Genomic DNA, 24310 nt, shown 5'->3' on the forward strand with positions numbered 1-24310 from the left:
GCGGGTCCGCCACTGGAAAGCCCTCGACCACGGAGAGACTGAATGAACGATTTCGGCACGGGCTTCGAGAAGACCGTCGGCATGGAGTTCCCCGAGCTGTCGGCCGACAAGGTCGTCGTCACCTGCGAGATCACGCCCGAACTCCTGCAGGCCTACGGCATCGTCCACGGCGGCGTGTACTGCTCGATGGTCGAGACGGCCGCCAGCGTCGGCGCGGCGATCTGGTACGCCGACCGGGGCAACGTCGTGGGTGTCTCGAACCACACCAACTTCCTGCGGGCCATCGGCTCCGGCACGGTCACGGCCACAGCGACCCCGATCCACCGCGGCCGCACCCAGCAGCTCTGGCTCGTCACCATCACGGACAACACGGGCCGCGACATCGCCCGCGGCGAGGTGCGCCTGACCAACCTGCCCTCGGACGGCGGCGGTTCGCAGAAGGACGGGGCCAAGGAAGAGGCGCGGGAGCAGCCGGCCGAGGGCACCTGAGGCCGGATGCGGAAGCGGAAGTCGGCCGCCCCTTGCGGGAGTTCGCTTTCCCGGGCTGAAGTTCTGGTCCCACGCGTGGGGGTTTTGGTCCCACGCGTGGAAGTTGGCACCCCGCGTGGGGGTTCGGGTCCTTCTCGCCCCTCCCCCGTAGCCACGGGCCGTCACGTCGACGAGCGCCGAAGTGTTCCGCGGCCACGCTGCTGCGATGCGACTGAACAGGAACACGCTCACTGCCGCCGGAGAGTGCGACGGACCCGGCCCGCTCCTCCCCCGCGGGTCCCCGCCGCCCGTCCGGTCGCCCTCAACTCACCGCGACCCGCGTGCCGTTGGACGACGCCACGCCGGACTCGGAGTCGTACTTGTGCAGTTCGCGCCGGGCGATGGCGCGCTTGTGCACCTCGTCCGGCCCGTCGGCCAGGCGCAGGGTCCTTATGTGCGCGTACATCGAAGCCAGCGGGAAGTCCCCGGTGACACCACCGCCGCCGTGCACCTGGATGGCGCGGTCGATGACCTTCAGGGCCATGTTCGGGGCCGCGACCTTGATGGCGGCGATCTCCGTACGGGCCTCCTTGTTGCCGACGGTGTCCATCAGATGCGCCGCCTTGAGCGTCAGGAGGCGGGTCATCTCGATCTCGATGCGTGCCTCCGCGATCCAGTCCTGCACGTTGGAGCGTTCACTCACGGGCTGCCCGAAGGTCGAGCGGGAGCGTGCACGCACGCACATCAGCTCAAGGGCGCGCTCCGCGGCGCCGATGGTGCGCATGCAGTGGTGGATGCGCCCCGGCCCTAGGCGGGCCTGGCTGATGACGAAGCCTTCACCCTCGCCCTTGAGGACGTCCCGCTCCGGCACCCGCACATCGTCGAAGGTGATCTCGGCGTGGCCCTCGCGGTCGTCGTAGCCGAAGACGGGGAGGTTGCGCACCACCGTCACGCCGGGGGCGTCGATCGGGACGACCATCATCGACTGCTGACGGTGCACGGGCCCGGCAGGATCGGTCTTGCCCATCACGATCAGCACCCGGCAGTCGGGGCGCATCGCGTTCGACGCGAACCACTTGCGGCCGTTCAGCAGATAGCCGCCCCCGTCGCGCTCCATGCGCAGTTCGATGTTCGTGGCGTCCGAACTGGCCACCTCGGGCTCGGTCATCGCGAAGGCGGAGGCCATGGTGCCCTCGAGGAGCGGCCTCAGGTACTTCTCGTGGTGCTCCTCGGTGCCGAAGAGCGTCAGCACTTCCATGTTCCCGGTGTCGGGCGCATTGCAGTTGCAGGCCTCGGCGGCGATGCGGCTGCGCCCCATGATCTCCGCCAGCGGCGCGTACTCGAGGTTCGTCAGCCCCGGGCCCCACTCCGGATGCGGATGGAAGAGGTTCCACAGGCCGCGCCGCCGGGCCTCGGCCTTGAGGTCCTCGAGGACCGGCGGGTGGAAGTGCGGGTCGCCCGACTCGTGCATCTGCCGCTCGTACACCGGCTCGGCCGGGTAGACGTGCGCGTCCATGAAGGCGAGCAGCTCGTCGCGGTACGACAGCGTCCGGGCGGACATCTCGAACGGCGACGCGGGGACGGACGAGGGCGACGGGCGGGACGGCGGGGACGGCGGGGACGGCGGGGACACAGTCATGGGGGAACTCCTGCCCGCCGGCGGCGGGTCGGTCGGTCATGGATGCCGGATGACGGCCACGGCCTGCCCGGGGCGTCGTCGTGACGTCCCGGGCAGGCCACGAAAGCGGTCAGGCGTGCAGCAACTCGCCCGGCACCGCGTCCGGGTCGTTGCGCACCTCCGGGGGATTGGACTCCCGCAGGGCCCAGGTGCAGCAGAAGGTGATCAGACCCATGAGCGCCACGAAGACCGACACCAGCGTCGTCGAACCCGTCTCGGCGATGAGCGCGGTCATGACGAGCGGAGTCGCACCGCTGACCGTGATGGCCGCGAGCTGGTAGGACAGCGACGCACCTGAGAACCGCACCTTCGGCGCGAACATCTCTCCGATGTAGGCGGCGACCGGCCCGTAGGTCATCGACTGGAAGATGCTGCCGACGGCCAGCGCGACGAAGAACAGCAGCAGGCTCCTGGTGTCGACGAGCCAGAAGTACGGGAAGGCCCACACGATCAGCATGGCCGAGCCGATGAGGATCATCGGGCGGCGGCCTATTCGGTCGGAGACGGCGCCCGACCAGAGGATCGCGGCGGCTCCGATCAGGGAGGTGAGCAGCGAGACCGAGAGCAACGACTCGTGGCTCATCTTCAGTTCCTCGGTCGCGTAGCTGAGGACGCCCGCGATGCTGATGTAGAAGAGGCAGTTGGTCGCGGCGAGTGTCCCGCAGGCGAGCAGGATCTTGCGCCAGTCGTTGCGGATGGCCTCGCTGAGCGGAGCCCGTGCCACCTTCTGCTGCTTGCTCTTGGACGCCTCCTGGAGCGCGCGGAACTCCGGGCTGTCCTCGACCTTCGTCTGGATGTACAGCACCACCGGGAAGAGCAGCGCGGAGAAGAAGAACGGAATCCTCCAACCCCAGCTCATGAACGCCGACTCCGACATGACCGCGGTCGACGCCAGGAAGGCCACGTTGCCGAGGATGACTCCGAACGGCACGCCCATCTGCCCGAACGTGCCCGCGAATCCCCTGCGTTTCGGGTTCGTCGATTCCGTCAGCAGCAGCACGATGCCGCCCCACTGCCCTCCGCACGCCAGACCCTGGATGAAGCGCAGGGTCACCAGGAGTATCGGCGCGAGCACCCCGATACTGTCGGCCGAGGGGAGACAGCCGATCAGGAAGGTCGCCACGCCCATGCCGAGCAGGCAGGCGACGACCATGGGCTTGCGGCCGTGGCGGTCACCGAAGTGTCCCGCGAGGATCCCGCCCAGCGGCCTCGCGATGAAGCCCGCCCAGAAGGTGCTGAACGAGAGCAGCGTGCCCGTGAGCGCCGAGCTGGACGGGAAGAAGACGTGCGGGAACACCAACGCGGCGGCCGTGCCGTAGAGGAAGAAGTCGTACCACTCGATCGAGCTGCCTATCAGCCCTGCTGCGAGCAGCTTGCGATGGCCCCTGGGTTGGACGCCGGGCTGTGCGGCCGATGCCGCATCGCTCGGTTCCGCCGTTTCAGTCATCGAGCTCTCCTTTGAGGCGGTGGACTGCAACTGGTCCCCGTAAGCTGACGTCAAGTTCAACTTGTGGGGCGAAGCTTCGGCGAAGGCCGTTGTGCTGTCAACCACCTGGACAGAACCGTCTGCGCTGGGACGACATCCGGCGTCCGCACTCAGACCTCTGGTCCTGATACGCACACGGACACGGCAGGAGGAGGCAGGAAACGCGAACGGAACTCAACCGCCCGGTCCTTGTCGAGAGTTCGGACGAGGACTACCGGCGAGGACGCGGAAGAGGACTCAGACGTGGCCCGGGAATCGCAGCCCGTTGGCCCAGATCCTCGTCACGGTGAAGACGACCTGCTCGAAGTCGACCGGTTCCCGGCCGCTGCCCGACCGCGCGAAGAGGCTGAAGGCGACGCGGCTGACCATGCTCGACAGGGCACGCGAGGCCAGCATCGGGTCCAGGTCCGGATCGGCATAGCCGCGCTTCTGCAGATCGGCGATGCCGCGTGCGTTGCGGTGGATGAACGCCTCACCCCGGCGCCGCCGCAGTTCCCTGAACGTCGGGTCCACGTTGGCGACCTGCTCAAGCAGGGCCATCAGCTTGGCGTTGCGCCGGTAGGCCTCCAGATAGGCCCTGTTGCTCGCCTCGAGGACGGCATAGGGGTCGCCGCTGTCCGGTACGCGGTCCATGCCCGGGTGCAGCATGTCCTGCTGGGCGACCTCGAGGACCGCCGCGAAGACCTCTTCCTTGTTCTTGAAGTAGGTGTAGAACGAGCCCGTCGAGCACTTCGCCTCTTTGGTGATGTCCGTGAGGCGGGCATCCAGATACCCCGAGCGCTCGAAGACCTTGCGCGCAGCGGCCACGAGATCCGAGCGCCGGCGGGCGCCGCGCTCGGTGGCGGGCGTGTCGCGCAGCAGGGCCGGGTTCACCATGGACGGCAGCGGCGAACCTTCCCAGTCGTCGGACGCGATAGATGCCATGGTCAACTTATACATGAACTTGGCTTCACCTCCAACTTCGTCTGCCGCATCGCCTCCGACCGGCAAGGACCGGCACGGCCCCGGGCTGACCTGCCCTTCCCCTTCCGCTGGACTGCGGTCCACCTGACCGTGACACCGCGGACTACCTGCCAGTAGCCTTCTTGCCGGACCAGCCGCCGGGCAGGAGGACAGCCGTGACAGAAAAGACCAGTTGCGCCGAGGCCTTCTTCGAGCGGGTGGCTGACGACCGGTATGTGCCGACCGAGAACACCCGCGGCCCCTGGTCCGCCGACAGCCAGCACGCCGGTCCGCCCGCCGCGCTCCTGGGCCGGGCTGTGCAGACACGTCCGGGCGCCCGCGAGGACATGCGGCTGGCCCGCATCACGTTCGAGATCACCAGTCCCGTGCCCCTGAAACCGCTGACGGTGACGACGAATGTGCTGCGCGAGGGACGCAGCGTGGAACTGGTCGAGGCCTCGCTCACCCCGGAGGGCGGCCAGGAGGTCATGCGGGCGCGGGCGCTGCGCATCCGCACGGAGCCCGGCTCGGTGCCCCAGGAGACGCCGGGGCCGGAGATCCCCGCCCCCGGCACTGCGGAGACCGAGCCCTTCTTCCCCGTTCCGTGGGACGTCGGCTACCACACAGCCATGGAATCCCGGTTCGCACAGGGCTCGTTCCTCGCACGCGGACCCGCGGCCTGCTGGCTGCGGATGAGAGTTCCGCTGGTCGAGGGGGAGAAGGTGGCGCCGCTTGACCGCGTACTGGTGGCAGCGGACTCCGGCAACGGCGTGAGCAACGTGCTGGACTTCTCCCAACACCTCTTCGTCAACCCCGACTTGACCGTGCATCTGCACCGCCACCCGACCGGGGAATGGGTCTGCATCGACGCCCGTACGAGCATCGACTCCGCCGGCGTCGGCATGAGCGAGTCCGCCATCCACGACGAGCAGGGGCCGATCGGCCGCGGAGTGCAGAGCCTGTTCGTCGCTCCCCGGCGCTGAGCCCACTCCCCCGTCACAGCCGCTCCGGAGGCAGTTCGAGGCTCACACCGCCGACAGGTGTGGTGTGTTTGCCTCATCGCAGGCCCGCCGGGGCATCCACGTGGCGGCACGGGGCCCCTGGTGCCCGACAATACGTGTATGCGGATCTCGGCGAGAGCGGACTATGCGGTACGTGCCGCGCTGGAACTGGCGGCCGCGGGCGACGAATGCCCCGTCAAGGCCGAGGCGATCGCGGAGGCCCAGGGCGTCCCTCGCAAGTTCCTCGAGGGCATCCTCAACGACATGCGCAGGGGCGGGCTCGTGGTCAGCCGCCGCGGCGGCCAGGGCGGCTACTACCTGGGGGCGCCCGCCGAGACGATCACCATCGCCGACGTGATCCGCGTGGTGGACGGGCCGCTGGTGTCCGTGCGCGGTGAGCGTCCGCCGGCGCTCTCCTACACGGGGCCGGCCGAGTCGCTGCTGCCGCTGTGGATCGCCGTACGTGCCAACGTGCGCGCGATCCTCGGCCAGGTCACGCTCGCCGACGTCGCACGCTCTGACCTTCCCGAGCGTGTGTACGAGCTCGCGGAGGAGCCCGAGTCGTGGACCAACCCCTGATCGTGCGCGACCTCCTGACCGTGGACGATCCCTGATCGTGTCCACGTGACGAGACGCCCTTGACCCGTTCTGTCGCCGTCGGGCAGATTTCCCTATCAAAGCGGTAGGAATACTAGGGATCCAGATCGGGGCAGCATGCGCACGCTCATCTTGTTGGCGCTGGCGGGCCTGGGCGCCCAACTCGTCGACGGCAGCCTGGGAATGGCCTATGGCGTCACGTCGACGACCCTGCTGCTCGCCGTGGGCACCAACCCGGCGGCCGCGTCGGCCACGGTGCACCTGGCCGAGATAGGCACGACACTCGCCTCCGGCGCCTCGCACTGGCGCTTCGGCAACGTCGACTGGCGGGTCGTGGCGAAGATCGGTGTGCCTGGCGCGATCGGCGCGTTCGCCGGTGCGACGGTGCTCTCCAAACTCTCCACCGCCGTCGCCGAGCCCGTGATGTCACTCATCCTGCTCGCCCTGGGCGTCTACCTGCTCGGGCGCTTCACCTTCGTCGGCTTCTCGTCCCGGAATCTGGGCAAGCCGCTGCGCAAGCGTTTCCTCTCCCCGCTGGGACTCGTCGCCGGATTCGTCGACGCCACCGGCGGAGGCGGCTGGGGCCCGGTCGGCACCCCGGCCATCCTCGCCAGCGGGCGTCTGGAGCCGCGCAAGGTCATCGGCTCCATCGACACCAGCGAGTTCCTCGTCACCGTCGCCGCGAGCATCGGCTTCCTGGCGGGGCTCGGCTCCGAAGGCGTCAACTGGACATGGGCCGGGGCCCTTCTGGTGGGCGGCGTGATAGCCGCACCGCTCGCGGCATGGCTGGTGCGGCACGTTCCGCCCCGCATCCTCGGGTCCGCCGTCGGCGGCATCATCGTGATCACCAACACCAAGACGCTGCTGGGCAGCGACTGGGCCGGTGCCAGCGGCGCCGTGAGCACGGCCGTCTACGTGGTGCTCTACGCGGTCTGGGCCGCGGCACTCGCGTACTCGGTGCGTGAACACCGCCGCAACGCCGCACGCGAGCGGGAAGAGGAGGCGGCGGCAGCCACCGATACGGACGTGAAGGAGAGCGCGCCCTCGGCGTGACCCGCAGCCTGGCGCCGGGGGGACGACCCGCCCCCCGGCCCGGGCGTCACAGACCCGACCGTGTGCCCGAGTGGTTCAGGGGCTCGCCTGCAAAGCGAGTTACGTGGGTTCGAATCCCGCCACGGTCTCCCTGTGATGTCTCAGGACATCGGAACACCGGCTGACTGTGACTTTCTGATCCTCACCTGAAGAACAGCGATCGCACCTCGGCAGCCACTGCCGCAATGGCAAGCGCGCCCCAGGGTACAAGGCGCGGACCACGGAATTCGTGGGCCGCCACGAGCCTGGCCCGGCTGATCAGAAGACGGAAAGTCGTTCGCCTCTGCACTCCGCAATGACGGGCTCCTCCCGGGAGCTCCGCTCCTTTTCACCACCGGCCCGCGCCGCGTGTTGCAGGACGTCCGTCTCGATTTCCGCAAATAGTCTCGGAACGAGCGCGCGACTTTCTCGGATCGCGGCCGAGATCTCAAGGAATCGGAGAAGCAAATGCGCAAGCTTGGCATGGCAGCCCTTGCGGCCACCATGGTCGGAGGTCTGAGCGTCCTTTGTGTCGGCCTCGCCACCGCCCAGAACACCGGCGTGACCTGTACGCAGGAGAACGGCACCAACAGCGCTGGGTCCCCCGATGGCTCCGGCCATACTGATGCGAGCAACAACGGATCGTCCTGCGGCGTCGGGATCATCGACAACGACAGCTCAAGCGGCAGCGCGGTCGGCGGGGACACAATCGTGGTGACCCCGACAACACTGACCCCCGCGCCCTAGGAAATTCAGCAACGTCATCCACGCGTTCAGGTCTTCGGGGACTGAGAACAACCTTCAGCTCCCGAAACCGGGTCGCCGGGCCGCGTTCATCGATTGGCGGCCAGCACTGCCGCGAGGCCCTCTCGCAGATCTTTGACGAAATACTCGGGAACCTCCAGCGACGGGAAGTGTCCCCCGAATTCGGGCGACCTCCATCGGACGATCTGCCGGTACCGCTCCTGCGCCCAGGGGCGCGGGCACTTCTCGACGTCGCGGGGATACATGGTGATTGCTGACGGGACGTCGACCCGAAGTTCGGGGTCCAGCGAGTTGTGGCTTTCGTAGTAAATGCGGGCCGCCGATGCGCCGGTCCGCGTCAGCCAATACAGGGTCACATCGTCAAGAACTCTGTCTCTGGAGATCGTCTCGAACGGGCTGTCTTCGGTATCGGTCCACTCGGCGAACTTGTCGAGGATCCAGGCCAGAAGCCCGACCGGTGAGTCGACGAGCGAGTAGCCGATGGTCTGCGGTCGTGTCGCCTGCTGCTTCGCGTACGCCGCGCGGTGACGCCAGAAGTCGCGGGTTTCCTCGGTCCACTTGCGCTCGACCGCCGTCAATCCGTCCGTCGGCAACCCGGGCGGTCCCTCCGCGAACGTGGTGTGGATGCCGAGAACGTGCGCCGGGAACCTGCCGCCGAGAACCGTGGTGATATTCCCTCCCCAGTCGCCGCCGTGGGCTGCGAATTCGCTGTAGCCCAGCCTTCCCATGAGTTCCACCCATGCGGCGGCGATCTTCTCGGTTCCCCACCCGGTGGTGGCCGGCTTGTCGCTGTAACCAAAGCCCGGCAGCGACGGGACCACGACGTGGAACGCCGGCGCGTCTCCATCGTTCGGATCTGCCAGCTCGTCCACTACGTCGATGAACCGAACGACGCTGTCCGGCCAGCCGTGCGTCAAGATCAGAGGAGTGGCATCTGCGCGCGCGGATCGGCGGTGCAGGAAGTGGATTCCCAGATCATCAATGGTCGTGCGGAACTGGCCGATGCGGTTGACGCGCTCTTCGAACGACCGCCAGTCGTACCCGGTGCGCCAGTGGTCCACGACATCGACGAGGTCGGCGAGAGGAACCCCCTGTTCCCATCGGCGGGGGTCGGGCGCGGCGCGATGCACCGTCTCGGCCTCCGGCAGTCGCGCCGCGGCCAGTCGCGCGCGCAGATCGTCGAGGTCGGCGTCAGTTGCGTGGGCTTCAAACGCTTGCACTTCGCTGGTTGGACGGGGCATGAGGCCTCCTGGCCGGTCGTGGAACCGGCTACGACCTATCGCGAACCGGCTAAGGCGGTTCTACCACGCCTTCCTGTCAGAGTGGAACCTGCTAAGGTGGTTCCATGCATGCTGGGCTCCCTGACTTCCGCCTCGGCAGCGTGCTGGCGACCAGCTTCACGGGGACTCTGTCGGAGCGTCATGGCGACGCCGTGGAGCGCATTCCCACGCCGCAGCGACTCGTCGACTGGCTGTCAGTGAACGGTCTCGCCGTGGACTCCTGCACCACTGCCCAGCTCGACCTCGCTCGGGAACTGAGGGAGTCGATTCACGCCGCCGCGACAGCGGCCGCGGTCCAGGACGCTCTCCCTGTATCTGCTGTCCAAGTCATCAATGAGTGCAGCGCTCAGGGGCGGGCCGCGGCGATCCTGACGCCCGAGGGCAATCGTCGATGGCGGCTCAGCTCGGCTTCCTGCGTTGAAGATGCCCTCAGCGTGATCGCCGCCGACGCGATCAGCATCATCGCGGGCGAACGGGACGGAAAACTGGCCTTGTGCGCATCACCGACCTGCCAAGCCGCCTTCTTCGACACCAGCCAAAGTCGCACCCGCAAATGGTGCGACATGAACACGTGCGGGAACCGTCAGAAGAAGGCGCGCTTCAATGCCAATAAGGCCAAAACCCCCAGATCGCCGAAGTGATCGTTGCCTCAGGACATCCGAGCGCCGCCGTTTCCATGTCTCCGTTCAGGGACATCGCCACGTTCTCCACCACTGCGCACCGGCCCCCGCGAGAGGTCACTCCGTCACAGAAGTGCCAACGTCCCCGTCCAGGCAGCCGCGGTCGCGCAGCGCCGCGAGGAAGCGGGTGTAGGAGGCCTCCAGCGCCTCGCTCTGGCTGGCGTCCGGGTCGACGGTGCGGGACGGACGGACCATCTCGGCAACCGAATCGGCGAGCGATCCGTGAACGGTCGCGGCCGCGGCGAGAACCGCGGCGCCGAAGCCGCTCGTCGGATGTTCGGGGACTGAGACGGATCGTCTCGTGACGGTGGCTCGGATGCGCAGCCAGACCTCGCTCCGGCTCGCGCCGCCGACCGCACTGAGAGGGCGGGCCGCGAGGTCCCCGGCCCGCCCGAGCACCGTGAGGGCGAGGCGTTCGGTGAAGGCGACGCCCTCGAGCAGCGCCCGGTGCTCCTCAACGGAGTCACGGGGCTCCCCGGTCCAGAAGCCTTCGGCGTCGGGCCGGGCGAACGGGAAACGCTCCCCGCGGCGCGTCAGCGGATAGCAGCACACGCGGGCGGGCCCGTGGCGGTCGGCCGCCAGGTCGAGCGCGCCGAGATCGGCACCCGGAGACCTCGCGGTGAGCACGCCCGCGCCGACGTTGCTCGCGCCTCCGGGCCACCAACGGCCGTCCGGCGCGCGGTGGCTGTAGACGGCGGTCCCCGGCAGGTAAGGCCGCGTGTCCGTGACGGCCTTGAGCACGAGTGTGGTGCCCAGGACGCTCACGGCATCGCCGACGACGACGGCGCCGGCCGCGATCTGTCCGGTGCAGCCGTCGGTCATACCGAGCACGATCGGCGTTCCCACCGGCAGCGCCGTGCGGGCCGCCGCCTCCGCACAGACCTCCGCGACGACCGCGCCCGGACGCTCCAAGGCCGGCAGCGTCTCCTCGTCGACACCCAGCAGCGGCAGCAGCCGTCCTGGCCAGGAGACCGTCTCGGGATCCGCCCCGCCCTTCAACGCGTGGCTGGTGTCGGTCGGCTGGATCTCTCCCGCGAGCGCGGCCACGACGACGTCCGCGACGTGCAGGTACCGCGACGCGGGCCGGTGCCTCTCCAGCCACGCGATCCTGCCCAGGGCTGCGGGCAGGTCGTCCGTGGACAGTTCCTCCGGTTCCGACGGCCCCGCCAGTGCCTGCTCCGGTGCCCGCACCGCGTCGCGGTGTGCGCATTCCGCGCGGGCGAGCAGTGACCCGTCCTCCGCGGCGCGCCCGTCGTCGTAGAGCAGCGCGACGCCCTCGGGCACGCCGCGGGCGTCGCAGGGCACGACCGTTCCGGACGTCGAGGTGACAGCGAGTCCGGCCACGGGCCGACCGCCGAGCTGCCCGGCCAGCGTGCGGAGCACCTCCAGCGCCACGTCCGCATAGGACGCGGGCTGTTCGGACCAGCCCGGCCGCGGACGCTGCGGTGCGGGCAGCGGGCGCGCCACGGTCGCGACCACGGCGCCCGACGGATCGACGGCGGTGGCGCGTACGTCGGCGGTGGCCACGTCGACGCCGATGACCACCGTCACAGCTGCCCGCCCTCTGCGCGCGAAGCGGCCGTGCCGGCCACGGCGCCGGGGGCGGGCAGCCGGAACAGCAGATCGGGCAGCGTGCTCAAGTCCCGTACGGCCGCGTCGGGTTCGGCGAGCTGCTGCGGGCTCGGCTCGGGCGGGGCCTCGCCGCGCAGCACCCAGACCGTGCCGAGGCCGAGTGCGCGGGCGGGCCGTACGTCCGTGTCGAGCCGGTTGCCGACATGGACGGCGTTGCCGGCGGCGGCACCCGCTTCCCGCAGGGCCCAGGCGAACAGCTCCGGGTCCGGCTTCTCCATGCCGACGATCCCGGAGACCGCCCATACGTCCACGTAGGAGGCCACGCCGTCGCGTCGCAGCGCGTCGACGACGGTGCCCTCCTGGTTCGCCAGCACGCCAGTGCGGACCCTTCCGTGCAACTCCCGCAGACAGGGCAGGACATCGGTGTGCAGAGTGCCCTCGGGGTGTGTCCAGTACGGCGCGGTCCGCTCGTGCAGCACCTTCCGGTGCCCGGCGTCTCCGAGGAACTCGGCGGCCAGGGCGCCGCGCAGCGAGCCGTGCTGCCGGGCCCGTGTCTCGTCGTAGATCTCCCTGAAGCGGGCTCTGCTCGCCGGCGGCAGGTCGCGTTCGGCGCGCAGTTCGTCGATCGCGCTCAGCACGGCACGGACGAAGTTCTCGTCGTCGTACAGCGGGCCGCCGATGTCGAAGAACACCGCCTCGACGCCGCGGAATACGCTCATCGCGCACCGCCGAGCCGGGCCCAGCGCTCCGCCTCGTCCCCGCGTCCGGCCAGGGCAGCGGCGTGTGAGGCATCCAGGGGTGCCAGTCCGCCGGCCCCGAGCGCGACCGAGCGCACGCGCGCCGCCTTCACGCACATCGCAGTGACCGCTTCGACCTCGGCGGCGCTCTGCCCGAGGGCGACGATGCCGTGGTTGCCCAGCAGCACCAGACGCGGCGGCACACCCTCCTCCTCGCGGTGGCGCACCAGCGACTCGACGACGGCGCGGCCGAGTTCGAGCCCGGGCGTCGTATAGGGGACCCAGGCGGGGCGGCCGAGTACGACCGCTTCGTCCGGGAAGAGCGGCGCCTGCCACAGGTCCTCGGCGGAGGGGCAGGCGAGCAGACCCACCACGGCGGTCGGATGGGTGTGCGCGACCCAGGTCGCTCCCGCGTATTCGAGGGCGGCGAGGTGCACCAGCGTCTCGACGGAGGCTCGCCTGCGGGGGCCCTCGTAGGGGCCTTCGACGGCCAGTGCCTCGGTGACGTCGTCCTGTGTGGTCCCTCCGCCGGTTCCGCCGCGCATCAGTTCCAGCAGTTGCTGCGGGTCGACGACGACGAAGTCCTTCTCGTCGGCGGTGTCCATGCGTGCGCCGCTCGCCTTGACCGCGAAGGTGCCGTCGGTCAGCCGCATCGAGGTGTTGCCTTCGGCGAGCACGACGAGGTCCGCTGACGGGTCGCCGAGGCGGCGCGTGATCCCGACGAGTCCGGGCGGTACGGCGTCCGGCTTCCACAGGGCACTCATCGGCCACCTCCCAACCGGCGTGCCGTGACCGAGTTCAGCAGCGCGGAGCACACCAACAGCACGCCCAGGGCAAGGAGTTGGGTGCGGCTGCCCTGCGAGCCCTCGAAGGCAAGCAGGATCCCCGCGTTCAGCCAGGCGACCAGCAGTGCCGCGACGACGACGCCGCCCACCCGTCCGATGCCGCCGGTGATGGCGACACCGCCGAGCACCGCGATGGTGATCGCGGGCAGCGCCATGCCGTTGCCGACGGTGCCGGCGTCGGGGCGGGCGGATGCGAACTGCCCGACCGTCACGATGGCGACCACCGCCGAGAGCAGCCCGGAGAGCATGAAGGCGCGCAGCCGGACGGAGACGACCGGCACGTTGGCGAACCGCGCGGCAACGTCGTTGGTGCCGACCCCGTACAGCTTGCGGCCGAACGTCGAGCGGTTGACCAGCAGCCAGACCAGCACCGCACAGGGCAGCAGGAACGTGAACACCTGCATCGGAAGATCCGGCAGACCGGGCAGCGGGACGCGGCTCGTCAGATCGTGCAACTCCCGTACGGGCGCTGTGGAGATGGGCCTGTTGCCGCTGCTGACGAGGGAGAGCGAGCTGTAGGCGTAGTACGTGGCGAGCGTGGCGATCAGCGCGGGGAAGCCGAGCCGGGCCACCAGGAATCCGTTGACCGCACCGAGCAACGCACCGGCCGCGAGCGTGGCAGGGACAGCCATGAGCGGGGACCAGCCCCACTCGCTCACGGTGTATCCGAACGCCATGCCGGTGAGGCTCACCATCGCTCCGACTGACAGGTCGATCCCTCCCCTGCCCGACACCATGACCAGCAGTTCGGCCAGTCCCAGGATGCACAGCGGCACCATCGTCTCCAGGGCGGAGGCGAGATAGGTGAGGTCGTAGGGCGCCAGCAGATAGCCACCGGCGTCGAGGACCTTCATCCAGACCAGCAGCACGGCGAGGAGGGCACCGAGCAGGACGACGCGTTCCGTCAGCAGCACGGTGACCGCGCGGCGCAGACGGCTGTCCTGGCCCGCCCTGCCCTCGGATGTTCCGGAGCCGGGCTGTGTTCCCGTGGTCCCCGTCTCGTCCGCCGGTGTCCCTCGGGTCGAGGTGGTCACAGGGATCGCCTCCTTCGTTCGCGGAGGAGGTCTGCGCCGACCGCCGCGACGATGAACAGACCGATGAAGAGCTGGGTGAGTTCGTTCTGCCAGTTCAGCAAGGTGACGGCGCTCGTGATGGTGCTGACGAGCATCGCCCCGAGCAGCGTTCCGACGACGCTGCCGCGGCCGCCGAGGATGCTCGTCCCGCCGATCACCACCGCCGCGATGACCTCCAGTTCGAAGCCGGTGCCGATGTCCTGCCCCACGAGGCCGCCCGATCCGATGCGGACGCACGCGGCGAGGCCGACCAGCAGGCCGACGAGCACGTAGACGCTGATCTGGCGGCGCTCCACCCGCACACCCGCGAGCCGTGCGGCGGCGGCGTCGCCGCCCACGGCGTACAGGTGTCTGCCGGTGGGCACGTAGCGCATGTACGTCCAGGCCACGGCCGCGAGCACGAGCGCGAGGATTGCGGCGTGCGGCACCCCGAGGGACAGCCCGCTCTCCCCGCCGCCCAGCACGCCCAACGTGCCCGGCACGCCCGAGACCTGCTTGGAGTCGAAGATCTGCAGGGCCACGAAGCGGAACACGTTGAGCGTGCCGAACGTGACGATGATCGGATGCAGCCGTCCGTACGCGACGAGCAGGCCGTTGACCAGTCCGAGGACCGCACCGGTCAACACCGCGACACCCACCGCCGTCAGCAGCCCGGCACCGGCGTCGCGCAGGAGCTTGGCCACGACGACGCCTACCACGGCGAGCGTGCCGCCCACGGAGACGTCGATGCCGGCGGTGACGATGACCGCCGTCATGCCGATTCCCGCGATCGCCACGGGCGCCACGGTGAACAGGATGTTCTGCAGATTGGACGCGGCGAAGAAGGTGTCGGTGCTCAGTCCCAGCGCCAGCCAGAGCGCCACGAGCAGCGCGGCGAGCACCACTTCCTGGCCCTCGGCGAGGCGGAGTGATCCGTGCCGTGCACGCGAGGGCGCCCTGTCCTTTTCGAGGGTGGCCGATGACATCGTCAGGGCACCTCCTTGGTGATGGCCGCCCTCGCGACGTCCAGTTCCGTCGACTCCTCCTCGGCGCCGCCGGCCGCCGCGGAGAGCAGGTCCGCCTGCGAGGCGCCGCGGGCGAACTCACCGGCCACTTCTCCCTCCCGCATCACCAGCACCCGGTCGGCCAGGCGCTGGAGTTCGGCCAGGTCGGAGGAGACGACGAGCACGGCGCTGCCCCTGTCGGCGAGGGAGAGCACGATGTCGTGGATCTCGTCCTTCGCCCCGACGTCCACGCCCTGGGTGGGCTCCTCCAGCACGAGGATGTCCGGCCGTTCGACGAGCGACCGCGCCAGGACCACCTTCTGCTGGTTGCCGCCCGAGAGCGTGCCTACGAGCGTCTGCACCCCGGGGGCCTTGATCGCGATCCGCTGGAGGAATTCCGTCGCGACGGTCTTCTCACGGCGGCGGTCCATCGCCACGCCGAGCTTGCTCAGCATCGGCAGGTGCCCTATCGAGATGTTGAAGCCGATCGACTTGGACGCGAAGACGCCCTGGACCTTGCGGTTCGCCGGAAGCATCGCGACGCCCGCGCGCACGGCGTCCTGGGTGCTGCGCAACCGCCGCCGCTCGCCTCCGACGACGACCGTGCCGGTGTCCGCCGGGTCGACCCCGTAGAGGGCGCGTGCCACCTCGTTCACGCCGGAGCCGACCAGCCCGTACAGGCCGACGACCTCACCGCGGTCGATCACCATGTCCACGTCGCGGAAGGCGCCGCCGCCCAGTCCGCGCACTTCGAGCACGGGATCGGAGGCGGGGGCCTCCCTGGAGACCTGACGGGAGTCCAGGGTGTGCCCGACCATCAGCTCGGCGGTCTGCCGGACGGTCAGCTCCCGCGCCGGCCGGGTCGCCACGACCTCACCGTCGCGGAGCACCGTCACGCGGTCCGCGACGACGACGAGTTCGTCGAGGCGGTGGCTGATGTAGATCACGCCGACGCCTTCCGCCTTCACCGAGTCGATGACGCGGAAGAGGGTCTGCACCTCCTGGTCGGTGAGGATCGCAGACGGCTCATCGAGGATGAGGACGCGCACCTCGTGCGCGAACGCCTTGGCGATGGACACCAGTTGCTGCTCGGCCACGGGGAGATCCGCGGCGCGTTCGTCCGCGAGTGCTGGATCGAGGCCGAGGCGTTCGAGCAGTCCGGAGACGCGCCGGCGCTGTCCGCCCCAGTCGATGAATGCGCCTCGTCTCAGCTCCCGGCCGAGGAAGATGTTCTCCGCCACCGTCAACTCGCCGAAGAGCTGAGGTTCCTGGTAGACGGTCGCGATCCCTGCGGCGAGTGCCGAGTTCGTGTCACCGGCCGCCAGCGTCGTGCCGCCGACTCCGACCGTTCCTTCGTCCGGGGCCTCCGCGCCCGAAATGATCTTGATGAGTGTGGACTTGCCGGCGCCGTTCTCGCCGACCAGGGCATGTACCTCGCCTGCGCGCACGTCGAAGTCCACGCCGCGCAGGGCCTGTACGCCGCTGTAACGCTTGCGTATTCCACGGGAGACCAGAAGCATCTCGGACTCGGTCATCTCACTCCTCGGCCCCGCTCCGTGAACCGTCCGCCGGCGTGCGGCCCGGCGGCGGTTCGCGGAGCGCGGCTCGTGACGTCGTCAGTAGTCGTAGTCGTCCACGTTGTCCTTGGTGATGCGCAGCGGCTCACCGAGGAGCAGTTCCTTGCGGTCCGGGAAGTACTTCACCGCCGGGAGCTTGTCGTTGACCTTGTTCGTCTTCTTGAACGACTTGCCCTCGCTGAGCTGCTTGCCGGCCCACACCGTCAGATAACCCAGCTCCTCGACGTCCCACAGGACCGAGCCCGCGGACGATCCGTCCTTCAAGTAGGGCTTCATCGACTTCGGGGTACCGACGCCGGTGGTGGCGACCTTGCCGGTCTTGCCCGCCTCGCGCACGGCCTTGGCCACACCGGGCGCCGAGGTGGTGCACTCGCCGACGAGGCCCTTCAGGTCCGGGTGGGCGTTCATCAGGTCCTTGGCCATGGACACGGCCTTGGCCTCGTCCTCGCCCGCGTACACGATGTCGACGATCTCCGCCTTCGGGTACTTCTTCTTCGTGTACTTCTTCTGCTCCTTGATCCAGGAGTTGAGGTTCTCCGCCGTCTGCCCGCAGGAGACGATCGCGTACTTGCCCTTGCCGTCCATCTCCTTCATCAGCGTGTCGGTCAGCGCGGTGCTGATGCCTTCCGGGGTGGCCTGGTTGACGAAGACCTCGCGGTCGGAGTTGGGGGCGTCCGTGTCGGACGTCATCGGATGGACGCCCTGGTCCTTGGCGTCGCGCAGGATCGGCGGCATGGAGTCGGGGTCATTGGGCGCCACGGCGAGCACGTCGACGCGCTGCTGGAGAAGCGACTTGACGATGTCGGTCTGCGCACCCGGATCGGCCGTGGTGGGCCCCTTGTAGATCCACTGGGCGCCCAGGTCCTTCGCCGCCTTCTTGCCGCCCTTGTTCATGGCCTCGAAGTACGGGATGCCCTGGACCTTGGGCACGAACGCGACCTTCGGCTTGTCACCGCCCGACTCCCCGGACCCGTTGTTCTTCTTGCTGCACCCTGCCAGCGTGAGCGACGCCGACAAGGCCACCACGACACCCGCCGCGACACCTCGCGAAATACGCATCCTGTCTCTCCTTCTCTGGGGCCCGGCCCGAAGGTCCGGGCCGATCGTTCAGTCCGTGATTCCCGCCTCTTCCGAATCGGCCGCGACCCGCTGCCCGTAGCGGCGCACCTCGTGCGTCTCGACCACCCAACTGCCTGATCCGCCGGGGACGGCGCTCCCGCCGTCCGCTCCGGGGCCAACCGCCGGTGCCTTCTTCCGCGTCTTCATGTCGTCCCTTCCGCCGAGACGGCGGCACGACGCACGGGCACTCCCACCTCGCGCCAGCGGCCGACCAGGTCGTCGGCGGCGTCCGCGTCGGTGACCAGTCCCGTGACCTGCTCGGAGCCGGCGAAGGGGTGCAGGGCGAACCTGCCGACCTTGCTGGAGTCGAAGAGGCCGTACACCTCGTGGCAGAGCGACACGAGCATGCGCTTGGCCTCGGTCTCCTCGGCGGACAGTTCCAGCAGCCCGAGTTCGGGCGAGAGGGAGCGCACTCCGAAGAACCCGCGGGCGACACGGCCCCGGCCGCTGAACGCATCGCCGATGTCGCCGACCAGCGACCAGGACGACCTGCGGAGCGTGCCGCCCGGCATCACCACGGTGGCGTCGGACTCGCTGAGAACCTCCGCCGCGCGCAGCCCGTTGGTGACGACGATCAGGCCCCCGCGGTCCCGGATCTCGCGGGCCAGGTGGTAGCAGGTCGTGCTGCAGTCCAGGACGATCGCATCGCCGTCGTTGACCAGCTCTGCGGCGGCCCGCGCGATCGCCTGCTTCTCCGGCACCCGGTAGCGCACCCGCATCTCGAAGGCGCCCTCGTCGGCGCCCCGGACGGCCACCGCGCCTCCGCGGACCCGGCGCAGGACCCTGCGGCGCTCCAGAGCGTCGAGGTCCTTGCGCACCGTCACCACGGAGACGTCCAGGCGCTCGGCCAGTTCCGGGACGCTCACCCGTCCCGTCCCCTCGAGCAGCCGCAGCACCTCCTGCTGGCGCTCGTGCTCCGCGATACCCGGCATGTCTCACTGCTCCTCGCACCACGCGAAAGCACCCGGCGGCCTTTCGAATCGCTGCGTGAGACTAGAAATCGCAAAGTCGGAAAGTCAATGAATGAAACAGAAGCCGCACCCGAAGCGCTTTCTTTCGAAAGCGCTTGGTGACGGGACGCTTACGAAAAATGTGACGGAGTCGTGGAGAATCGGCCCCGTGGGCCGCCCGACCTGTGAATTTCAAGAAAGGTGTGCCCCGATCGGGTGCCCGTGAGGAATACGGTCGGCGACTCTCGCGGCTGTCCCGGCATGACGACGAACGAACACTCCGGGCACACCCAGCGGTTCGGCCGGATCGGTGTGTGGAGCACGGCACTGGGCTCCACAAGCCCCTCACGGCGCACGGAAATCGAGGAAACGGCAGCGGAACTCGAGGAGTTGGGCTTCGGCGCCCTCTGGATCGGCGGCAGTCCCGCTCCGGAGCAGGCCGAGCCCCTGCTGGCCGCCACATCGACGATCACCGTCGGCACCAGCATCATGAACATCTGGCAGCACACGGCGGAGGAGGCCGCCACCCAGCACGCCCGGCTCAACGCGGCGCACGGCGGCCGCTTCGTGCTCGGTATGGGCGTCAGCCACGCCGAGGCGGCGAAGGACGACGCCACACGGGACGAGTTGCGCCGTCGCCCGTACAGCGCGATGCGCACGTATCTCGACGGGCTGGACGCCGCGCCGCTGCCCGTACCGGCGGGCGAGCGTGCCCTGGCGGCCCTGGGCCCGAAGATGCTGGAACTCTCACGGGACCGCGCCCTGGGGGCTCTGCCGTACCTGGTGACGGCGGAGCACACCGCCCGGGCCCGTGAGGTGCTCGGCACGGACGCGCTGCTCGCCCCCGAGCTCAAGGTCGTCCTCGACGCCGACCCGGAGCGGGCCCGCGCCACGGCCCGCGACTACCTGCAGCGTTACCTGGCCCTGGCCAACTACCGCAACAGCTGGCTGCGGATGGGCTTCGGCGAGGACGACCTGGCGGACGGGGGCAGCGACCGCCTGCTTGACGCGGTCTACGCCTTCGGTGACGCCGAGGCCGTGAGGGCCCGGGTCGGGACGTTCTTCGACGCGGGCGCCGATCATGTGGCTCTGCAGGTGGTCACCGAGGACACGTTCAACGCGCTGCCGATGCCCCAGTGGCGCACGCTCGCGGAAGCGCTGCTGCCGGGTTGAAGCCGGGGACGTCGACGGGGCGGCCCTGCTCAAGGGAGCTCCGGCCTGCGAACGGCGCCCAAGGAGGCGCAGGTCTGGGCCGGTTGACCTGGAGTGCCCGTCCCGTCGACGCTTGCCGTGTGAGCGACAGACCGGATGTGAGGGTGCCCAGGCGGGCCCCGCGGGTGTGGGGAGCGCGCGAGCAGGAGATCCGCAGGGCCTACCCGTGCGACGGCCTCCCCGCCGAGCCGAAGGAAGAGTGGTTCCGCGCCGTCACGGTCGCCGCCGACCGCGCCACCGTCTTCCGCTGGCTCTGCCAGCTCAAGGTCGCTCCCTACAGCTACGACCTGCTGGACAATTCCGGGCGGCGGAGCCCGCGACAGCTCACACCCGGCGCCGGGGACCTGGAGGCGGGGCAACGGGTGATGAGCATCTTCCGGCTCGTCTCCTTCGCCGAGAACCGGCACATGACGCTGTTGCTGGACGACCCCAAGGGGCTGCGGCTCTTCGGAGCCTTCGCCGTCACCTATGCGGTGACCGAGGAACGACCGGGCGCCACCAGACTGGTGGCGAAACTGGTCGTGGGTGGCAACGAAGGCGACGGCGTGCTCGGCCGGCTGCGCCGCCGCTTCCTGGCATGGGGTGACCTGTTGATGATGCGCCGGCAGCTGCTGACCCTGAGGAAGCTGGCCGAGGGGCGCTGACCGTACCGGCGAGGGCTCCCGACTCGTACGGCCCGCGCCTCGTGGGCACCCCCCGCCTTCGCTCAGTCGCCTGATGTCCCGCCCTTCACGTCGCCCGTTGCCCCGGTCCGCGTGGCCAGGACGGAGTGCCGGCGCCCGTAGAAGAGGTAGATCAGCAGGCCGAGAACCAGCCACACCCCGAACCGCAGCCAGGTGAAGACGTCGAGGTTGGCCATCAGGTACAGGCACGCGGCAGCGGTGACGACCGGCAGCACGGGCGACAGCGGCACGCGGAAGGGCCGCTCCAGCTCGGGGTTGCGGCGGCGCAGCACCGGCACCGCCAGTGCCACGATGAGGAATCCGGACAGGGCGCCGATGCTGACCATGTCGGCAAGTTCGGCGATCGGGACGAACCCGGCCAGCAGCATGATCAGTACGGCTATCGCGATGGTCATCCGGTGCGGTGTGCGCCACCGCGGATGCACCTCGGAGAGCCGGCGCGGCAGCAGACCGTCGCGGCTCATCGCGAAGCCGATCCGGCCCAGCGTGACGAGTTCGACCATCATCACCGACGTCAGACCGGTGATGGCGCCCAGTCCCACGAGCGCCCCGACCCAGGGCGCTCCAGCCGACTGGAACGCCGCGGCGATCGGCGCCCCCTCGTCGATCTTCCGGTAGTCGACGACGGCGGTGAGCACCAGCGCCACTGCGACGTAGAGCACCGTGCAGACCGCGAGGCTGCCGAGGAGCCCCCGGGGCAGGTCCCGCTTGGGCTCCTTGGTCTCCTCGCCGAGATTGGCGAGCGCCTCGAACCCGGTGTAGGCGAAGAAGACGACAGCCGCGGCCGTGAGGACGCCCCCGAATCCGAAGGCGGACTGCTCCAGCCCCGCCAAGGCCTGGATCAGCGGTTGATCGACGACGCTCGCGGTGGCCTCGGCAGGCTGCGCCGGCGGGACGAACGGGTCGAGGTTGGCTCCCCGCGCGAAGAAGAGGCCGGCGACGACGATCAGCACGCACACGGACACCTTGATCACGACGAGTGCGTTGGTGAGCCGTGAGGACTCGCGGATGCCCGCGACCGCGACGACGGTGAGGACCGCAATGATCAGCACCGCGCCTACGTTCACCGTGGCCTGCTCGCCGAACCACTCCGGCGGCAGGTGCAGCAGATTGGCGACGTAGCCGGACCAGCTGCGTGAGACGACCGCGGCGCCGAGCGCGAATTCGAGCAGCAGGTCCCAGCCGATGATCCAGGCGAACAGCTCTCCCAGAGTGGCGAAGGCGTAGGTGTAGGCGCTGCCCGCGGTCGGGACGGCGGAGGCGAGCTCCGCGTAGCACAGGGCCGCCAGCGCCGCGACCACGCCCGCGACCACGAAGGACACGACGATCGCGGGCCCCGCGTGCTGCTTCGCCTCGACGCCGACCAGCGTGAAGATGCCGGTGCCGATGATGACTCCGACACCGAAGCCCGCGAGGGATATCGCGGACAGGCGGCGTTTCAGCGTGTTCTGCCGGGTTCGTTCGAGAACGTGCTCGACGGGCATCTTGCGCAGGATGTTCATGGTGCGACTCGCTCTGTCGGTGCCCCGGATGATCCGGGCGGGCGCGTTGTGACCGCGGTCGCCGGCCGGGACGCCGCCTGTCGATGGGATGTGGGGGTCCGTCGTGCTGGTGAGCAGGACAGTGCTGTCGGCCGACCGTCAACCCTGTCATGCGTCGCCTCCGCGCGTGAACCCCGGCAGGGGGCACCCGGGGCCTGGCGGAGTGGACGCCCGGTGTCGATCCCGGCCTGAGCCGGGACCGCGGGCCCGGAGACGATGAGTTGAGTACGAGTACTCATGTACGGGGCCCGCCGCCTTGGGAAGAGTGCCCTGGCGTGAGGGCCCGGCAGGTCCTCGTCCGCCAACGTCACGCGGCAACCGACAGCAGCCCACCCCTGGGATGACTCTGATGACCTCGTCCACCTCGCGCGAACCGTCCGCTTCATCCGATTCAGCTGCGGAATCCGGCCCAGCCGGCCCGTCCACGGCCTCACGGGGCCGCTTCTCCCTGCCCGCCGTGCTGGTGGTCGTGGTGGCGGCCGCGCTGATCGTGTCGGGCATCGACCCGTACGACCGTGCCACCTGGCTGATGGAGACGTTCTGGATCATCCTCGGGCTGCCGCTCGCCGTGCTCGTGTGGCGCCGCTTCCCGCTGACGGGACTGCTGTGCTGTCTGCACGCCCTGATCCTGGTTCACGGCGGCCAGTACACGTATGCGCGGACGCCCGTCGGCGAGTGGCTGCGGGACTGGTTCGGGCCGGCGCGCAATCCCTACGACAGGGTGGGCCACTTCGCGCAGGGGTTCGTGCCCGCGGTGCTCGTGAGGGAGATCATGGTCCGGCGCTCGCCGCTGCGCCGGCAGCCGCTGGCTGGCGCCGATGGTCGTGTGCGGCTGTGTGGCCTTCAGCGCCTTCTTCGAGCTGATCGAATGGTGGGCGGCGCTAATCGGGGGTTCGGCGGCGGACGACTTCCTCGCCACACAGGGCGATGTGTGGGACACCCAGTGGGACATGTTCCTCGCCCTCGTCGGCGCGACGTCGGCGCTGCTTCTCCTCAGCAGGGTGCACGACCGGCAACTCGCCGGTCTTCACAGGCAGTTCGCCGCTGCCGGCCCGGAACGCCCCCCATCGCTCAGCGGGGCACCCGGTGGGCCGGGCCCTGCTGACCGTGGTCGCTGAGCCAGGCCGGATACTGCGGGTTGTTGCCGATGGCGTCCGCGTAGGCCTTCTCGGCGTGTTCGACGAGCGCCGCCCCGTGAGCGGCCAGGGCGCTCTCCCGGTGCCATGCCAGAGAGTGCCGCAGCCGTAGCGGCGTCCCCTTCAGCGGGCGCGGCACGATGCCCGGGGTGCTGCGGAAGGTGGCCTGGCCCAGGCCGATCGCCGCCCCGGCCACGATGAGTTCACGTGCCGCGGCCGCCTCCGCCTCGTGCTGGACGATCGCCGTGAAGCCGGCACCGGTGCACGCGGCGGCGAAGGCATCGTGCAGGCCGCTCCCCTGGCTGGGCGGCAACACCCATACGTCCTCTGCCAGTTCGTCCAGCCCCAACATCGGCCGCCCCGCCTTCGGATGCTCCTCGGGGAGGAGCACGAACGCCGGCTCGATCGCCACCACATGCTGCTCGACCTCACGGCGCGGTGGACGCGCGCTTCCCTCGTACTCGACGAGCGCGCCCAGGTCCTGCTGCCGCGCGGCGACGAGGTCGAGCACGGTCGCGACGTCCGGCTCGGTGCGCAACTTCGCCTCCGCGCCCGGGAAGAGGGCACGCAGGGGGTCCAGCAAGCGCACCATCAGCGGCCCCGGATTGGCGACGTAACGCAGGGACAACCGGCCGTCCGAGAAGCCGAGATGGGACAGGACCTCCTGCTGCACCGAGTCCAGTTGCGGCAGTAGCTCGCGGGCCTTCGCGACGACCAGTTCTCCCAGAGCCGTCGGGCTGGCACCGCCCCGGTGCCGTACGAACAGCGGGCCGCCCAGCATGCGTTCGATGCGCTGCAGCTGCGCCGTCAGGGACGGCTGGGAGAGTCCGAGCACGGCAGCCGCCCTGGTCAGGCTCCCCGCGTCCGCCACGGCCCGGATCACTCGGAGGTGGCGCACTTCGAGGTCCATCACA

The 24310-nt window shown here is 69.6% G+C and carries 23 protein-coding genes, 1 tRNA gene and 1 pseudogene; 10 read left to right on the top strand and 15 right to left on the bottom strand.

Annotated features, from left to right (window positions below):
* Positions 1–42 precede the first annotated feature (42 nt).
* Entirely contained in the window at positions 43–489 is a 447-nt protein-coding gene (locus tag I004_RS32525) for a PaaI family thioesterase (RefSeq protein ID WP_078510870.1), read from the top strand.
* A 301-nt stretch (positions 490–790) separates the two neighbouring features.
* Here I004_RS32525 and I004_RS0106235 read toward each other — a convergent pair whose 3' ends face one another.
* The 3 genes from I004_RS0106235 to I004_RS0106245 form a co-directional block, all read right to left on the bottom strand.
* Positions 791–2029: an acyl-CoA dehydrogenase family protein gene (locus I004_RS0106235; RefSeq protein ID WP_028434772.1), complete on the bottom strand. Its 1239-nt coding sequence runs from the start codon at positions 2027–2029 to the stop codon at positions 791–793.
* A gap of 187 nt (positions 2030–2216) precedes the next feature.
* Positions 2217–3593: an MFS transporter gene (locus I004_RS32530; protein WP_037975082.1), complete on the bottom strand. Its 1377-nt coding sequence runs from the start codon at positions 3591–3593 to the stop codon at positions 2217–2219.
* Positions 3594–3869: 276 nt separating this feature from the next.
* Positions 3870–4556: a TetR/AcrR family transcriptional regulator gene (locus I004_RS0106245; protein WP_037975084.1), complete on the bottom strand. Its 687-nt coding sequence runs from the start codon at positions 4554–4556 to the stop codon at positions 3870–3872.
* 194 nt (positions 4557–4750) lie between these two features.
* Between I004_RS0106245 and I004_RS0106250 the strand changes: the two genes are divergently transcribed.
* The 5 genes from I004_RS0106250 to I004_RS0106270 all read left to right on the top strand — a co-directional run bounded on the left by I004_RS0106250 (position 4751) and on the right by I004_RS0106270 (position 7990).
* On the top strand, positions 4751–5557 hold the full coding sequence (locus I004_RS0106250) for a thioesterase family protein (protein WP_028434774.1): 807 nt from the start codon (positions 4751–4753) through the stop codon (positions 5555–5557).
* A 138-nt stretch (positions 5558–5695) separates the two neighbouring features.
* Positions 5696–6154, top strand: a complete 459-nt coding sequence (locus I004_RS0106255) for an RrF2 family transcriptional regulator (protein WP_028434775.1) — start codon at positions 5696–5698, stop codon at positions 6152–6154.
* Between the two features lie 135 nt (positions 6155–6289).
* Positions 6290–7225: a sulfite exporter TauE/SafE family protein gene (locus I004_RS0106260; RefSeq protein ID WP_028434776.1), complete on the top strand. Its 936-nt coding sequence runs from the start codon at positions 6290–6292 to the stop codon at positions 7223–7225.
* Positions 7226–7281: 56 nt separating this feature from the next.
* Positions 7282–7353 (top strand) — tRNA-Cys (locus I004_RS0106265).
* 358 nt (positions 7354–7711) lie between these two features.
* Positions 7712–7990 (top strand): hypothetical protein, encoded by a 279-nt coding sequence (locus I004_RS0106270; protein WP_028434777.1) that lies wholly within the window; start codon positions 7712–7714, stop codon positions 7988–7990.
* Positions 7991–8076: 86 nt separating this feature from the next.
* On the opposite strand, the gene I004_RS0106275 is transcribed toward I004_RS0106270, so the two are convergent.
* Positions 8077–9249 carry an epoxide hydrolase gene (locus I004_RS0106275; RefSeq protein WP_028434778.1) on the bottom strand — a complete coding sequence of 391 codons (1173 nt, stop codon included), beginning with the start codon at positions 9247–9249 and terminating at the stop codon, positions 8077–8079.
* A 104-nt stretch (positions 9250–9353) separates the two neighbouring features.
* Here I004_RS0106275 and I004_RS0106280 point away from each other — a divergent pair, with 104 nt between their 5' ends.
* Positions 9354–9929, top strand: coding sequence for a CGNR zinc finger domain-containing protein (locus I004_RS0106280; RefSeq protein ID WP_028434779.1), 576 nt, complete (start codon positions 9354–9356; stop codon positions 9927–9929).
* Positions 9930–10025: 96 nt separating this feature from the next.
* Here the strand turns inward: I004_RS0106280 and I004_RS0106285 are convergent, their stop codons facing one another.
* The 9 genes from I004_RS0106285 to I004_RS32550 all read right to left on the bottom strand — a co-directional run bounded on the left by I004_RS0106285 (position 10026) and on the right by I004_RS32550 (position 18806).
* On the bottom strand, positions 10026–11519 hold the full coding sequence (locus tag I004_RS0106285) for an FGGY-family carbohydrate kinase (RefSeq protein WP_037975089.1): 1494 nt from the start codon (positions 11517–11519) through the stop codon (positions 10026–10028).
* Positions 11516–12259 carry an HAD family hydrolase gene (locus tag I004_RS37425; protein WP_078510872.1) on the bottom strand — a complete coding sequence of 248 codons (744 nt, stop codon included), beginning with the start codon at positions 12257–12259 and terminating at the stop codon, positions 11516–11518. Before I004_RS37425 ends, I004_RS0106285 begins: the two co-directional genes overlap by 4 nt.
* Positions 12256–13041 carry a class II aldolase/adducin family protein gene (locus I004_RS0106295; protein ID WP_028434781.1) on the bottom strand — a complete coding sequence of 262 codons (786 nt, stop codon included), beginning with the start codon at positions 13039–13041 and terminating at the stop codon, positions 12256–12258. The genes I004_RS37425 and I004_RS0106295 overlap by 4 nt, the downstream gene beginning before the upstream one ends.
* The gene (locus I004_RS0106300; RefSeq protein ID WP_199779334.1) at positions 13038–14156 is read right to left on the bottom strand and encodes an ABC transporter permease; all 1119 of its coding nucleotides are present in this window, start codon (positions 14154–14156) and stop codon (positions 13038–13040) included. Before I004_RS0106300 ends, I004_RS0106295 begins: the two co-directional genes overlap by 4 nt.
* Complete coding sequence (locus I004_RS32540; RefSeq protein ID WP_037975091.1) at positions 14153–15160, bottom strand: ABC transporter permease; 1008 nt, start codon at positions 15158–15160, stop codon at positions 14153–14155. The genes I004_RS0106300 and I004_RS32540 overlap by 4 nt, the downstream gene beginning before the upstream one ends.
* A gap of 2 nt (positions 15161–15162) precedes the next feature.
* On the bottom strand, positions 15163–16713 hold the full coding sequence (locus I004_RS32545) for a sugar ABC transporter ATP-binding protein (protein WP_051344748.1): 1551 nt from the start codon (positions 16711–16713) through the stop codon (positions 15163–15165).
* Between the two features lie 81 nt (positions 16714–16794).
* Positions 16795–17814: an autoinducer 2 ABC transporter substrate-binding protein gene (locus tag I004_RS0106315; RefSeq protein WP_051344749.1), complete on the bottom strand. Its 1020-nt coding sequence runs from the start codon at positions 17812–17814 to the stop codon at positions 16795–16797.
* A gap of 48 nt (positions 17815–17862) precedes the next feature.
* Positions 17863–18021 carry a hypothetical protein gene (locus tag I004_RS39385; protein WP_158677008.1) on the bottom strand — a complete coding sequence of 53 codons (159 nt, stop codon included), beginning with the start codon at positions 18019–18021 and terminating at the stop codon, positions 17863–17865.
* A complete protein-coding gene (locus tag I004_RS32550) occupies positions 18018–18806 on the bottom strand; it encodes a DeoR/GlpR family DNA-binding transcription regulator (RefSeq protein ID WP_051344750.1) in 789 nt (262 codons plus the stop codon). The genes I004_RS39385 and I004_RS32550 overlap by 4 nt, the downstream gene beginning before the upstream one ends.
* 279 nt (positions 18807–19085) lie before the next feature.
* Between I004_RS32550 and I004_RS0106330 the strand changes: the two genes are divergently transcribed.
* Both I004_RS0106330 and I004_RS0106335 read left to right on the top strand, forming a co-directional pair.
* Positions 19086–19997, top strand: coding sequence for an LLM class F420-dependent oxidoreductase (locus I004_RS0106330; protein ID WP_051344751.1), 912 nt, complete (start codon positions 19086–19088; stop codon positions 19995–19997).
* Between the two features lie 119 nt (positions 19998–20116).
* Positions 20117–20680, top strand: a complete 564-nt coding sequence (locus I004_RS0106335; RefSeq protein WP_486579773.1) for a hypothetical protein — start codon at positions 20117–20119, stop codon at positions 20678–20680.
* Positions 20681–20742: 62 nt separating this feature from the next.
* On the opposite strand, the gene I004_RS32555 is transcribed toward I004_RS0106335, so the two are convergent.
* Positions 20743–22221: an amino acid permease gene (locus I004_RS32555; RefSeq protein ID WP_051344753.1), complete on the bottom strand. Its 1479-nt coding sequence runs from the start codon at positions 22219–22221 to the stop codon at positions 20743–20745.
* Positions 22222–22609: 388 nt separating this feature from the next.
* Here I004_RS32555 and I004_RS32560 point away from each other — a divergent pair.
* Positions 22610–23378: pseudogene (locus tag I004_RS32560) on the top strand (DUF2238 domain-containing protein).
* Here the strand turns inward: I004_RS32560 and I004_RS0106350 are convergent.
* Entirely contained in the window at positions 23332–24306 is a 975-nt protein-coding gene (locus I004_RS0106350) for a LysR family transcriptional regulator (protein WP_028434787.1), read from the bottom strand. The pseudogene I004_RS32560 and the gene I004_RS0106350 sit on opposite strands and share 47 nt — an antisense overlap.
* Between the last annotated feature and the right edge of the window lie 4 nt (positions 24307–24310).

This window comes from Streptomyces sp. TAA486 (assembly GCF_000426165.1).